General features: G+C 70.5%; 11 protein-coding genes. 5 read left to right on the top strand and 6 right to left on the bottom strand.

Annotated features, from left to right (window positions below; translation table 11 throughout):
• The first annotated feature begins 48 nt into the window (after positions 1-48).
• Both aroB and ACX9GQ_RS15395 read left to right on the top strand, forming a co-directional pair.
• Complete coding sequence (gene aroB, locus ACX9GQ_RS15400) at positions 49-1,830, top strand: 3-dehydroquinate synthase (RefSeq protein WP_459630443.1); 1,782 nt, start codon at positions 49-51, stop codon at positions 1,828-1,830.
• Positions 1,831-1,841: 11 nt separating this feature from the next.
• Entirely contained in the window at positions 1,842-3,137 is a 1,296-nt protein-coding gene (locus ACX9GQ_RS15395; RefSeq protein WP_459630442.1) for an HlyC/CorC family transporter, read from the top strand.
• 36 nt (positions 3,138-3,173) lie between these two features.
• Here ACX9GQ_RS15395 and ACX9GQ_RS15390 read toward each other — a convergent pair whose 3' ends face one another.
• Complete coding sequence (locus ACX9GQ_RS15390; RefSeq protein ID WP_459630441.1) at positions 3,174-4,961, bottom strand: glucan ABC transporter ATP-binding protein/ permease; 1,788 nt, start codon at positions 4,959-4,961, stop codon at positions 3,174-3,176.
• A gap of 126 nt (positions 4,962-5,087) precedes the next feature.
• Here ACX9GQ_RS15390 and ACX9GQ_RS15385 point away from each other — a divergent pair, with 126 nt between their 5' ends.
• On the top strand, positions 5,088-5,855 hold the full coding sequence (locus ACX9GQ_RS15385) for a motility protein A (RefSeq protein WP_459630440.1): 768 nt from the start codon (positions 5,088-5,090) through the stop codon (positions 5,853-5,855).
• Positions 5,856-5,870: 15 nt separating this feature from the next.
• A complete protein-coding gene (locus ACX9GQ_RS15380) occupies positions 5,871-6,698 on the top strand; it encodes an OmpA/MotB family protein (protein WP_459630439.1) in 828 nt (275 codons plus the stop codon).
• A 12-nt stretch (positions 6,699-6,710) separates the two neighbouring features.
• Here ACX9GQ_RS15380 and ACX9GQ_RS15375 read toward each other — a convergent pair whose 3' ends face one another.
• From ACX9GQ_RS15375 to ACX9GQ_RS15360, 4 genes are all read right to left on the bottom strand, one after another.
• The gene (locus tag ACX9GQ_RS15375; RefSeq protein ID WP_459630438.1) at positions 6,711-7,208 is read right to left on the bottom strand and encodes a CAP domain-containing protein; all 498 of its coding nucleotides are present in this window, start codon (positions 7,206-7,208) and stop codon (positions 6,711-6,713) included.
• A 1-nt stretch (position 7,209) separates the two neighbouring features.
• A complete protein-coding gene (locus tag ACX9GQ_RS15370; protein ID WP_459630437.1) occupies positions 7,210-9,762 on the bottom strand; it encodes a DUF3772 domain-containing protein in 2,553 nt (850 codons plus the stop codon).
• Between the two features lie 107 nt (positions 9,763-9,869).
• Complete coding sequence (gene ppa / locus ACX9GQ_RS15365; protein WP_459630436.1) at positions 9,870-10,406, bottom strand: inorganic diphosphatase; 537 nt, start codon at positions 10,404-10,406, stop codon at positions 9,870-9,872.
• A 116-nt stretch (positions 10,407-10,522) separates the two neighbouring features.
• Positions 10,523-11,029 carry an N-acetyltransferase family protein gene (locus ACX9GQ_RS15360; protein ID WP_459630435.1) on the bottom strand — a complete coding sequence of 169 codons (507 nt, stop codon included), beginning with the start codon at positions 11,027-11,029 and terminating at the stop codon, positions 10,523-10,525.
• Between the two features lie 175 nt (positions 11,030-11,204).
• Between ACX9GQ_RS15360 and ACX9GQ_RS15355 the strand changes: the two genes are divergently transcribed.
• Positions 11,205-11,882 carry a phosphatase domain-containing protein gene (locus ACX9GQ_RS15355; RefSeq protein WP_459630602.1) on the top strand — a complete coding sequence of 226 codons (678 nt, stop codon included), beginning with the start codon at positions 11,205-11,207 and terminating at the stop codon, positions 11,880-11,882.
• Here the strand turns inward: ACX9GQ_RS15355 and ACX9GQ_RS15350 are convergent.
• A complete protein-coding gene (locus ACX9GQ_RS15350) occupies positions 11,869-13,671 on the bottom strand; it encodes an ABC transporter ATP-binding protein (RefSeq protein ID WP_459630434.1) in 1,803 nt (600 codons plus the stop codon). The two genes, ACX9GQ_RS15355 and ACX9GQ_RS15350, sit on opposite strands and share 14 nt — an antisense overlap.
• Between the last annotated feature and the right edge of the window lie 140 nt (positions 13,672-13,811).

Below are 13,811 nucleotides of genomic sequence, written 5' to 3'. Positions count from 1 at the left end.
CGACCCGTGATAGGGGAAGGCCCGGACAAGGGCAGGGCCGACGTGCGCATGGACCTCGGAACATCGGGAACGGACAGGACGGACGACGGCACCGCCGCCGTCGACGTGCCCGCGCGCCTGCGCGAGGCGCTGGCCGGCCGCTCCCTCGTCCTCGTCGGCATGATGGGCGCGGGCAAGAGCTCGGTCGGGCGGCGGCTCGCGGGCCGGCTCGGGCTGCCCTTCTTCGACGCCGACACCGAGATCGAGCGCGCCGCCGGCATGACGATCCCGGAGATCTTCGCCGCGCGGGGAGAGGCCGAGTTCCGCGACGGGGAGCGGCGCGTCATCGGCCGGCTGCTCGCGGGCGGCCCGTCCGTCATCGCCACCGGCGGCGGCGCCTTCATGAGCCAGGACACCCGCGACCGGATCGCCGGGTCCGGCCTGTCCATCTGGCTCAAGGCCGACTTCGACGTGCTGATGCGCCGGGTGCGCAAGCGCTCGAACCGGCCCCTGCTGCGCACCGCCGATCCCGAGGCGACGCTGCGCAAGCTCATCGACGACCGGTACCCCGTCTACGCGCTGGCCGACATCACCGTGCATTCCCGGGACGTGCCGCACGAGACGGTCGTGCAGGAGATCATCGACGAGCTGTCGAGCCGCCTCCTGCCCGGCCTCGCCGCCCCATGGAGCGCGGCACCACAGCCCCATGCCCGCGAGCCCGCCACCATGACAGCCCCGCCGCCCGAAACGGTCCACGTCCCCCTGCCCGGCCGCGCCTACGACATCGTCATCGGCAGCGGCCTCATCGGCTCGGCGGGGGAGCGGATCGCGGCGCTGGCGCCCGGCGCGGCGTGCGGCATCGTCTCCGACACCGCCGTCGCCGACATCCACCTGCTGGCGCTGCGGGAGAGCCTGGAGGAGGCCGGGATCCGGACCGAGACCGTGCTCGTCCCGCCAGGGGAGGGCTCCAAGAGCTACGCGATGCTGCAGGAGGTTTGCGACGGCCTGCTGGCGGCCCGGCTGGAGCGCGGCGATCTCGTCGTGGCGCTGGGCGGCGGCGTGGTGGGCGACCTCGCGGGCTTCGCCGCCGCGGTGGTGCGCCGCGGCATGCGCTTCGTGCAGGTGCCCACGACGCTGCTCGCGCAGGTGGATTCGTCCGTGGGCGGCAAGACCGGCATCAACTCCCGGCACGGGAAGAACCTCGTCGGCGCCTTCCACCAGCCGAGCCTCGTCCTCGCCGACGTCGACGTGCTCGACACGCTGTCGCCGCGCGAGTTCCGCGCCGGCTATGCGGAGGTGGTGAAGTACGGGCTCATCGACGACCCGGCCTTCTTCGCCTGGCTCGAGGAGCACCACCGTGGCGTGTTCGCCGGCGGCGCCGACCGGGTTCACGCCATTCGCACGAGCTGCGCGGCCAAGGCGGCGGTGGTCGTGCGCGATGAGCGCGAGGACGGCGACCGGGCCCTGCTCAACCTCGGCCACACCTTCGCGCACGCCTTCGAGCGCATCACCGCCTATGACGGCCGCCGGCTGGTGCACGGCGAGGCCGTCGCCATCGGGCTCGCCTGCGCCTTCCGCTTCTCCACCCGGCTCGGCCTGTCGCCGGGGCAGGACGCGGGGCGCGTCGAGGGTCACCTGCGCACGGTGGGGTTGCCGACCCGCATCCGAGAGATCCCCGGTTGGGATGCCGGCACCGACGCCATCCTCGATGCCATGGCGCAGGACAAGAAGGTGAAGCGCGGGGCACTGACCTTCATCCTCGCGCGCGGCATCGGCCAGAGCTTCATCGCGCGGGGCGTCGAGTCGGACGCGGTCCGCTCCTTCCTTGACGCGGAACTTGCCGCGCCCTGAATTGGTCCGCCATGGACGCCATCACCCACAGTTTCTGGTTCGCGCTCGTCGTCGTCGTCGGCTGCCTCGCCCTCTCTGCCTTCTTTTCGGGGGCGGAAACCGGAATGACCGCAGCCTCGCGCGCCCGCATGCTGGCGCTGGAGAGCTCCGGCGATGGCCGCGCCCGCATCGTCAACAGGCTGCTCCTGGCCCGTGAACGCCTGATCGGCGCCATGCTGATCGGCAACAACGTCGTCAACATCGGCGCCTCGGCCTTCACGACCAGTGTGCTCGTCGGCCTCTTCGGGCCCGAGGGCGTGCTCTACGCCACCATCGTGATGTCGATCCTCGTGATCGTCTTCTCCGAGGTCCTGCCCAAGACCGTCGCGATCAACAAGCCGGACCAGGCAGCGCTGGCGCTGGCGCGCCCGGTCGCGCTGGTCGTGGCCCTGCTGGGACCGCTCACCATCGCGATCGAGGCGTTCGTGCGGCTCGTCCTGCGGACGTTCGGCGTCGACATCAACGCCAACCAGGCCGTCCTGTCCGCCAGCGAGGAGCTGCGCGGCACCGTGGACCTCCTCCACAAGGAGGGCAGCGTCGAGAAGGAGGCCCGCAAGATGTTCGGCGGCCTTCTCGACCTCGAGGACCTCGAGGTGTCGGACGTCATGATCCACCGCACCAAGATGCGCACGATCTCGGCCGACCTGGCGTCCGAGGAGATCGTGCGCGAGGTGCTCTCCTCCCCCTACACGCGCATGCCGCTGTGGTCCGGCACGCCGGAGAACATCGTCGGCGTGCTGCACGCCAAGGACCTGCTGCGCGCCCTCGACGCCGTGAAGGGCGAGGCGGCGCAGCTCGACGTCAAGGCCATCGCGCTCGACCCGTGGTTCGTGCCCGACACCACGTCGCTCGCCGACCAGCTCAAGGCCTTCCTCAGCCGGAAGACGCACTTCGCGCTCGTCGTCGACGAGTACGGCGAGGTGATGGGGCTGGTGACGCTCGAGGACATCCTCGAGGAGATCGTCGGGGACATCAAGGACGAGCACGACCTGTCGATCCAGGGCGTGCGGCCGCTGCCGGACGGCTCGGTCAACGTCGACGGCTCGGTGCCGGTGCGCGACCTCAACCGCGCCATGGACTGGGCGCTGCCGGACGAGGTGGCGACGACCATCGCCGGCCTCGTCATCCACGAGGCGCAGACGATCCCCGACGCGGGCCAGATCTTCACCTTCCACGGCTACCGGTTCCAGGTGCTCCGGAAGTCGCGCAACCGCATCACGTCGCTGAAGATCGTCCCGCTCAACAACCGGGCGCCGACGACCGCCTGACGCCCCGACCGGTGACGATGCCCGCTGACGCGGAGGTCAGCCCGTGACAATGCCCGCTGACGCGGGCTTGGCGGCCTGGTCCATGAACTGGGCCTTGGCCAGCGCCGCGAAGCGGCCGCCCTTCGAGACCAGTTCGTCGAAGTTGCCGGATTCGACGATCCGGCCCTCGTGGAAGACGAGGATCCGGTCGGCGTTGCGGATCGTGGCGAGCCGGTGCGCGATGACGAGCGTCGTGCGGCCGGCCATGACCTCGGTCAGAGCCTGCTGGAGCTTGGCCTCGGTGGCGGCGTCGAGCGCCGAGGTCGCCTCGTCGAGGATCAGGATCGGCGGGTCCTTGAGCAGCGCACGGGCGATCGAGATGCGCTGGCGCTCGCCGCCGGAGAGCGAACGGCCGCGCTCGCCCACCACCGTGTCGAGCCCGTCCGGCATGCGGGCGATGAACTCGCTCGCCTGCGCCCGGTCGAGCGCGCTGCGCATCTCCGCCTCCGTGGCGTCCGGCCGGCCGACGCGCAGGTTCTCCTCGATCTCCCGGGCGAACAGCATCGGCTCCTGGAAGACGACGCCGATGTTGCGCCGGAGCGAGGCGAGCGACACCTGCCGGATGTCCTGCCCGTCCACGAGGATCCGCCCCGACTGGGGGTCGAAGGCGCGGTGCAGCAGCCCGAGCGTCGTCGACTTGCCCGAGCCGGTGGCGCCGACCAGCGCCACCGTCTCGCCCGGATGGACCGTGAAGGTCACGTCCGCGACCGCCGACCGCTTGCCGTCGTAGGAGAAGCTCACGTCCTCGAAGGCGATGGCGCCGGTGACGCGGCCGAGGTCGGGCGCCCCCGGTACGTCGCGCACGGCCGGGACGGTGTCGATGACGTCGAAGAACTCGCGCAGCTTCGGCGCTTGCAGAAGCACCGCGTTCATGAAGCCGACGGCCTGCTCCATGCGGCCGATCAGCATCGTGGCGAGGCTCATGAAGGCGACGATCTCGCCGACCGTGGCCTTGCCGTTGAGGTTGAGCCACGTGCCGAGCAGGAAGATGCCCAGAATGGTGAGCGTGGCGGAGGCCCGGGTCGCCACCGCGGCCACCGCCCACCACGACAGCACCGGGATCTGGGCCGCCAGCAGCTGGTCGGCGACGTTGCGCAGCGCCCGCGCCTCGAGCTCGACGCGCGTGAAGCTCTGGATCACCGGCACGTTGCCGAGCGCGTCGGACGCGTGCTCGGCGAGCGACGAGTGGTAGCGCTCCACCGAGCCCTGCAACGTCTCCGTGCGGCGCAGGACCACGGCGGTCAGCGCGGTGAACAGCACGAGCAGCGCCATCAGCAGCAGGCCCAGCTGCCAGTTGATGAAGAGGCTGAGCGGCAGCAGCACGAGCAGCGCGATGAAGGAGGCGAAATGCTCGCGGAAGAACGAGAGCATCAGCCCCTGCATGCCCGCCGCTCCGTCGAGCATGACCTTGAGCACGCGGCCGGAGTGGGTGGACGCGTGGAAGGACAGCGGCAGGGTCAGCACGTGCTCGAAGAACGAGGCCATGATGGCGAGCCGGCGCCGGTGCGACAGCCGGTCCGCGTGCAGCGCGACGAGCACGCCGCCGGTGATGGTGAAGAGCCCGAACCCGACCCAGGCGCCCGCGAGCGGGAAGAGATCGCCCCACTGCGGCGGGATCCCGGTCGCCTGCGCCTTGGACAGGAGGTCGACGATCCGGCCGAACAGCACCGGCTCGGCGAACTGCGCGATGGCCAGAAGCACGTTGGCGAAGGCCAGCAGCGCCCCGAGGCGCGCCTCCCCCCCGAGCTGCTGGAGCACCCGGACATACAACCTCAGGAGGTTCATTGCCGAGACTCCACAAGGGTCGGTTGAGCCCCCGACTTAACCGTTCCTTCAGCCGAAAACGCTAGTCTCCTCCGAGGTTTCGCGCCGCAGAAGTGGCCGGGCGGGTTCGGTCGCCAGGATTCTAGAATGGATTTCGCCACAGCCGTCGGTCTCATCTTCGGAGTGATCGTCGTCTGCACGCTCATCCTCATGGGCGGCAGCTTTTCCCTTTACTACGACATCCACGCGGTGATCGTCATCGGCGGCGGCACGCTGGCCGCCACGATCATCCGCTTTCCGTTCTCGGCGCTGCTCCACGGATTTCCCATGGGCCTGCGCTATGCCTTCACCATGCGCAGCATGCACCCGCGCGACCTGATCGACGAGATCACCAAGGTCGCCGACACGGTGCGCCGCAGCGGGCCGATGGCGCTGGAGAACGTGCAGGTCGACGACGCGTTTCTCGCGCAGGGCATCCGCTTCATCGCCGACGGCTACGACCGCGAGTTCATCCGCGACACGATGGAGCGTGACCGCGACAACTTCCTCATGCGCCTCGAGGAGGGTGCGAAGATCTACCAGTCAATGGGCGACGCCGCGCCGGCCTGGGGCATGATCGGCACGCTGATCGGCATGGTGCAGATGTTCGCCAACATGGAGGACCCCTCCAAGCTCGGTCCGTTCATGGCGATCTCGCTGCTCGCCACGCTCTACGGCGCGCTTGTCGGCAACCTGCTCGCCCTGCCGATCGCCGACAAGCTGAAGCTGAAGGTGGAGGAGGAGGAGATCTCCCGTACCCTCATCATCGACGGCATCCTCCAGATCCGCGACGCCAAGAGCCCGTCCGTGGTCCGCGAGATGCTGCTCGCCTACCTGCCCGACCACCACCGCCACGACCTCGCCGAAGCAGCCTGAGCGGGACGCGGGGCCATGGCGCGCAAGAAGGGGGGGCACGGCGGCGGCCACGGCGGCTGGTTCGTGACCTTCGCCGACCTCATGGCCCTGCTGATGAGCTTCTTCGTGATGCTCACCGCCATGTCGACGCAGGACCAGAAGAAGCTGCAGATCGTCGCCGGCTCGATGCGGGACGCCTTCGGCAGCCAGCGCGAGTCCCGCCTGTCCGGCATCGTCGAGGCCGACGGCATCCCCGTCCGCCCGAACCTCAAGAACGTCCGGATCGCGCCGCCCGAGCAGGGCTCCGACTTCACCGCGCCGAGCAACTTCGACCGCCCCGACGAGGGCGTGGCGGTGACATCCTTCGACCGCGCCTTCGCGCTCGCCGCAGTCTCGCTGCGGCAGGCCATGCAGGACATGCCCGAGATCGCCGAGGCCTCGAAGAACATCATCGTCGAGGAAACGAAGGACGGCCTGAACATCTCGCTGGTCGACCAGGACGGCCGATCGATGTTCCCCGACGGCGCGCGAGAGCCCTACGAGCGCACGCGCAAGGTGCTGGAGAAGCTCGCGCCGATCATCCGCCGGCTGCCCAACCGCATCGCCATTTCCGGCCACACCTCGGCGCAGCGCCCCGGCACGCTCCCCGGCTGGACCGCCTGGGACCTCTCGGCCGCCCGGGCCGGCGCCGTGCGCGAGATCCTCGCCGCCGCCGGCGTGCCCGACCAGCGGTTCGCGTCGATCTCGGGCAAGGCCGACACCGAGCCGATGTTCCCCGACAACCCGCATCTGCCCGCCAACCGCCGCGTGACGATCACGCTGGTGCGCGAGGCGCCGCCGCTTCCGATCGGCAAGAAGTTCTGAGCCTGACCCGGGCTACTCGACGATGATCGCCCAGTAGACGCGATACTTGGTGCCCGGCCGGTCGACGGCGGCGATGCCGAGCCGCGTCGCCTGCTTCTCCAGCATGACCGCGTTGTGCGGCGGGGAGTCCCGCCAGCCGGAGAAGGCCTCCGCCAGCGTCCGGTAGCCCGCCGACACGCGCTCCCGCCGCATCCCGGCACTGGCCGTGGCCGCCGCCTGCGACACCTTCGGCACCTCGCCCCAGGTGGAGGTGTCGGTCTCCGCCACCGTCGCGGCGCGGCGGCGCGCCTGCTCCGACAGCTGCGGGTCCAGCGCCACGGGCGCGAGGCCCTGCCGCGCCCGGTGGGCGTTGACGAGACTCGCCGCCGCCTGCTCGTCGAGCCGGGCCCCCTCGTCGATCCGACGGTAGAAGGAGGGCGTCGCGTCGCCTGCCGGCCGTTCCATGCAGCCGGTCGCAGCGAGCAGGATCACGGCCGCGAGCGCCGCAGCTGGCCTTCGGAAGGCGGTCATGTCAGCGCGTGCCCTTCACCGGGTGGAAATCGGGATCCTCGTCGGCGACACGCCGCGCCGCCTGCGTGTCGAGCGCGGCGCGGATGTGGGCCACCTCCTCGCGCAGGTCGAGCATGCCGTCGAGCTCGAACTTCGCCGGTCCGGCCGGCTTGATGATGCCGTTCTCGCGCAGCCGCCGCACGATGGCGAAGGTCAGGTCGCTCGACACGCGGGCGCCCGTGTCGACCTCGGCCACGAAGCAGACGAGGTCGAAGGTGAGCGAGGTCTCGGTGATCCGCTTGAAGAGCACCCGCGGCGCCGGGTCCTCCAGCACGTCCGGGTTCTCCTGCGCCGCCGCGCGCATCAGTGTCGCGACCATGTCGGCGTCCGTGTCGCGCGCCACCGGGATGGTGACAATGATCCGGCCCACCCGGTCCGTGTGGACCCAGTTCTTGACGGTGCCCGAGACGAGATTCGAGTTCGGCACGATGAGGGTGGCGCGATCGAAGGTCTCGATCTGCGTGGCGCGGACGTTGATCTTCTTCACGTAGCCCTGCTCGTCGCCGACCACGATCCAGTCGCCCACCTTCACGCCGCGCTCGGCCAGCAGGATCAGGCCGGAGACGAAGTTGTTGACGATGGACTGCAGGCCGAAGCCGATGCCGAGCGAGAGGGCGCCGGCGACGATAGTGAGCTTGTCGAAGCTCAACCCCAGGTAGGACACCGCAATGGCGCCGGCACCGACGATACCGGCGTAGCCGACGCCGGTGGTGATGGAGTTGCGCAGGCCGGCGTCCATCTTGGTGCGCGGCAGGTACTCCTTCTGCAGCCAGCGCTGCACGGCGCGCGTGGCGAAGACGCCGATGCCGAAGAAGACGAACGCCAGCACGATCGTCGACATCGACAGCGTCACGCCGCCGATGGTGATGCCGAAGAACGCCGCCTGAAGGGACGACAGGACGTCGCGGGATTCGACACCCCACGGCGCCAGCAGGAACAGCACCGCGAGGCCGATGATGACGACGCGCGAGACGCCCGAGGCCAGCACGCCGAGCTGCTCGATCGACTGGCCCGACAGCCCGATCGAGCTGCGCACGACCCGCGACACCGGCCCGCGCGACGCGAACGCCGCCGTGATGCCCTCTCCGGCGAGGATGACGAGCAGCAGGGTGATGGCGATGACGATGCCGGCCCAGGTGAACTGGTCGGCGAGGAAGGAGGCCAGCGCCACGTAGCCGACGGCCGCCGAGGCGGTCACGACCGTGACGACACCCCAACCGACGCCCCGGACGATGCCCGAATAGTCGACCCCCTCGGTGACGTGCGGTCCGAACGCCGCCTCGTCGGAGGGGGACACCGTCTGGATGAGGGGCAGGGCGCGGGAGAAGATCAGCGCGGCCAGCACCGCGAAGAGCCCCTTGAGCGCCACCGAGAGCTTGAGGCTCGCCGCGATGGCCTGCAGGACGGTCTCGCTGAAGCGGCCGAGCGCCAGCACCACCGCGACCGCCGTCAGCACCCGCACGAGGCGCTGGGCCTTGTCGTCGGAGAGCCCGAACAGCCGCCAGTTGGACCGGTCGGGGGCGAGAAGCGCGTCGGCCAGGCCGCTGGCGAAGGCGACGAAGGCCATGCCGTAGGCCAGCGCCCCGAAGATGGGCTCGACGCGGGGCGGCAGCAGGTCGATGGAATCGATGAACGAGTAGACGACGTAGGCGGCGCTCACGGGCAGCAGCGCGCTGATGAGGACGAGCCCGGCCGCGGCGATGGCCTTCTGCAGGCGGTTGGGCTGTCCGGCGAGCCGGTCGCGCTTGACGAAGGCGACGCCGAATCGGCGCAGCGGCAGGATCAGGAAGGCCGCGAGGGCGAGGGCCGCGAAGACGGCGATCGCGCCCCGAGGCGTCAGCCGCTCCAGCGCCCGGTCCCATGTCTGCGCGGCCAGGAACCAGAAGGCCTTGATGTCGCCCGGCAGACCCTTGCCGATCTCCATCCACAGGGTCGGCGAGAGCAGGCTCGCCGAGGATTCGAACAGGCGGCTTGTGAAGAGCGAGCGCCGGAGGTCGGCGATCTCCTTCTCGATCTGCTCGGCCTGCACCAGCAGCGAGCGCGCGATGCGGATCGTCTCGTCGATCTCCGCCAGCGCGGCCTGCCGGTCCTCGCGCTCCTTGGTGACGTCGGCGCCTTCGGGCGGGTCCTTTTCGCCGGGCTTGGGCCCGAGCTCCTTGAGACGGAGCCGGATGGCCTCGGCCCGCGGGGCGAGGTCAACGACGACGGACCGCGCCTGCGTGGCCAGGGGGTCGACGCTGGCGCGAAGCGCCTGCAGGGCCTGGTCGGAGGAGCCGCGCCGCTGGAGGCCTGCCTCCAGCTGGTCGAGCTGGATCCGCACCGCGTCCAGGTTCTGCCGGACCTGCACGGCGTTGGAGGAGCCGGACGGCTGGACCGGCGCCGTGGCGGTCGCGGAGGCAGGCTGCTGCTGGGCCGAGGCGGGCGCCACGGAGGCCGGCCACCAGCCTGCCGCCGCCGCGCACAGGGCGGCGAGCAGGACCACGACGGGCCAGCGTCGCAAGGGGGCAGGGGGCATGGACTCGACCCTCGGCGCAAGGCGATCGGGCCCGCGGCGGGCCGGCGATTCGGTTCAGCCGTCAGGTTTTGCCCTTGCCTTGCGTCAGCGGCAAGGCAGAGGTCCGGTCAGCCCTTGTTGGCCTTGTGCCGGGCCATGCCCTGCAGGATCAGCTCGCGCGCCTCGTTCGCGTCGCCCCAGCGGATCACCTTCACCCACTTGTTGGGCTCGAGATCCTTGTAGTGCTCGAAGAAGTGCTTGATCTGGTCGATCGTGATCGCCGGCAGGTCGGTGTAGTTCTCGACCTTCTCGTAGCGCCGGGTCAGCTTGTTGGACGGCACGGCGACGATCTTCTCGTCACCGCCGGCCTCGTCCTCCATGAACAGCACGCCGACCGGACGGACCGCCATGACCGCGCCGGGCACGATGGCGCGGGTGTTGGCGATGATCACGTCGCAGGGGTCCCCGTCCTCCGAAAGGGTGTGCGGGATGAACCCGTAGTTCCCCGGGTAGCGCATGGAGGTGTAGAGGAAGCGGTCGACGACGAGCGCGCCCGACGCCTTGTCCATCTCGTACTTGATCGGCTCGCCCCCGATCGGCACCTCGATGATCACGTTGATCTCGTGCGGTGGATTCTTGCCGGTCGGCACGGCGTCGATGCGCATGGAACCTGCTCCTCACGGTCCTGGCGGCGCGGCGCCACCGGAATCGCTGGCTAATTAGGGGCGGCAGGCTAAGGCGACAAGAACGACTTTCCGGTCATGCCTAACCGGAATCGCGGCTACACCCAGCCGAAGGCGTGGCGCGAGCGGACCGTTTCGCCGAAGGTCTCGTCCATCTCGCGCACCTTGATGCCCCCGAGATGGCGGTAGAAGTCGCACGCGCGGTCGTTGTCGGCGAGCGCCCAGACGAGCAGCCCCTTCAGTCCGCGGGCGTCGAGGTCCCGCCGGGCCGCGTTGAAGAGCCGCCGGCCGAAGCCGAGGCCCTGGTAGGCCGGGGTGAGATAGAGCTCGAAGATCTCGCCGAGATAGGGCGACACCGCCAGCCGGTTGCGGCCATAGCTCGCATACCCGCGCAAGGCGTCGTCGAACTCCAGCACGGCGATGCGGGCGCCCCGGTCGAGGATGGTGCGCCACCAGACCGGGCCGCGCCGCTGGATCATCCGCTCGAGGTCGCGCCCGGGAATGATGCCGCGATAGGCCTCCCGCCAGGCTTCGTCATGGACGGAGGCGATGGCCGCTGCATCGGCCGGGCGAGCGGGCCGGATGGTGATGTCGACCTGGGTCACCGGCAGAGAGTGGACCGGACTCGCCCGCCCGTAAAGGGCCGTCGCCGCGGCGCGACATTGCGGTCGGGGCGTGTGGCTGCTATGGCGCACCGCCCCCGTGGAGCCGCGCCGCCCCTTGTCCCACCTCTTCTCCCGCTGGTTCGAGACGCCGCCCGAGGAGCGCTACCGCCGCCGCATGGCGCGGATCGCGCGCTGGGACCGTCCCATCGGCGGCACGTGGGACCGGATCGCGGCGTGGACCAACATGCTGCTGGCCGACCACGGCATCTTCCGGCTCGCCTATCTCAACCTGCACAAGGTCGGAACGGGCCTCTGGCGATCGGCCCAGCCGGCGCCCGGCGACATCGACACCCTCGCCCGGCAGGGGCTGAAGACCGTCGTCAACCTGCGCGGCGGCCGCGAATACGGTTCCTGGCCGCTGGAGCGGGAGGCCTGCGAGCGAAACGGGATCGCCATCGTCGACTACGTGGTGCGTTCGCGCGGGGCGCCCGACCGGGACACCCTGCTGGCCGCGCCGGCGCTGTTCGAAACCCTTCAATACCCCGCGCTCGTCCACTGCAAGTCGGGCGCCGATCGCGCCGGCTTCGTCGCCGCGCTCTATCTCCTGGTGCACGAGAAGCGGACGGTCGCGGAGGCGCTCAGGCAGCTGAGCCCGCGCTACGGGCACTTCCGCTTCGCCAAGACCGGCATCCTCGACGCCTTCTTCGAGACCTACCGCGACGAGGGCGAAGCCCGCGGCATCGACTTCGTGACATGGGTGCGCGATCACTACGACCCGGCGGCGCTGGAGCGCACGTTCCGGCCGCACGCCTTCTCCGACTTCGTGGTCGACCGCCTGCTCAGGCGGGAGTAGCCGCCGGCGCGTCGTCCTCCAGCAGCCCGCCGCCCTGCTGCAGGCGGTGCAGGCGCGCGTAGATGCCGTTCAGCGCGATCAGCTCGTCGTGGGTGCCGGTCTCGGCGACGCGGCCCTCGTCCATCACGACGATCAGGTCCGCGGCCCGGACGGTCGACAGCCTGTGGGCCACCACGAGGCTGGTGCGACCCTCCGTCAGCCGCGCGAGCGCGTCCTGGATGAGGCGCTCGCTCTCGCTGTCGAGCGCGCTGGTCGCCTCGTCGAGCAGCAGGATCGGCGCATTCTTGAGGATGGCCCGCGCGATGGCGATCCGCTGGCGCTCCCCGCCCGACAGGCGCGACCCGCGCTCGCCGACGCGCGTCTCGTAGCCCTCGGGCAGCCGGGCGATGAAGTCGTGCGCCGCCGCCGCGCGGGCCGCCGCCTCGACCTCCGCGTCGGTGGCGCCCGGTCGGCCGAAGCGGATGTTGGCGCGGACCGAGTCGTCGAACAGCACCGCCTCCTGCGCCACCACCGCGATCGAGGCCCGCAGGCTCTCGAGCGTGACGGAGGCAATGTCGACCCCGTCGATGGCCACGCTTCCCCGCGAGGGATCGAACAGGCGCGGGACGAGGTTCATCAGCGTCGACTTGCCCGATCCGGACCGGCCGACCAGCGCCGTCATGCGGCCAGGCGGCGCCACGAGCCGGATGTCGGACAGCGCCTCCGTGCCGTCGGCATAGCGGAACGAGACGTCGCGGAACGCGATCGCGCCCTCGCGGACGGTGAGCGTGGAGGCGCCCGGCCGGTCGAGGATCGTCGGGCGCTCGTCGAGCAGCGTGAAGACCCGGGCAAGCGACGCCGCCGCCTCCTGCAGGATCGCGTTGAGGTTCCCGAGGGTGCGCATCGACTGCGCCGCCAGGAGGAGCGCGGTGACGAAGCCGGTGAAGTCGCCGATGGTCGTCTGGTTCTTGACGATGCGCCAGCCGATGAAGACCAGAACGCCGGCCACCGCGATGCCACCGGCGATCTCGAGGATGGGATCGAGCCGGGCGCGCTGGTTCGCCGCCTTCATCTTCAGGCGGCGGATGTCGTCGAAGGCCGACGCGGCGCGCCCCTTCAGGTAGGATTCCATCCTGTAGGTCTTGGCAACCCGCGCCGCGCCGAGGCTCTCGGCGACGAGGCTCGCCATGTGACCGGTCTGCTCCTGCGTATCGCGCGCAGTCCGGCGCAGCTTCTTGCCGATCCGCACGATCGCCGGGGCCACGAGCGGCAGGACCACAAGGGCCAGCAGGCTGACCTGCCAGTCGATCCAGAACATCACGCCGAGGAGGCCGAGGCCCGTCGCGATGTCCCGCAGCGCGACGGTCGACAGCCTGACCAGCGCCTCGCGGATGTAGAGGAAGTCGGTGGTGAAGCGCTGCGTCAGCGCCGCCGGGGTCTCGCGCGCCAGCTGCGCGAGGTCGGCATCGATCAGCCGGGCATAGAGCGCAGACTGCATGTCGGCCTCGATGCGGGTGACGACGCGGTTGGTGAGGACGGTCTGCGCGAACATGGCGAACCCCTTCACGACCGTCACCGCGATGACGACGAAGGGGATGAGCTGGACGAGCCTCTTGTTCTGCTGGTCGAACGCGTCGAACGCCGTCTTGATCACCACCGGATAGAGGCTGCTGGCCCCCGCCAGGACCGCCACCGTGAGCAGGATGACGAGCAGGGCGCCCCGGTGCGGGCGCATCCACTCGCGCCACAGGCGCCCCACCAGGGGCAGCACGTCGGAGGAGAGGTAGGCGGGAAGCTTCACTGTCGCCATGCCGGACCGGGACCGCGCCCGCCGGGTCGGCGGCCGGGAATCCGGCCCGGACGCCGCGGGCCCGCCGCCCATAGCACGGATGCGGCGCACGAAGAACCGCGCAGGAGTGGCCCCCTGCGCGGTCCGCGGCCCCGCGGAAC

Source organism: Alsobacter sp. R-9 (assembly GCF_054612375.1).
The sequence above is the reverse complement of the archived record's forward strand: the minus strand, read 5'-3'. Positions and strand labels throughout refer to the sequence as shown.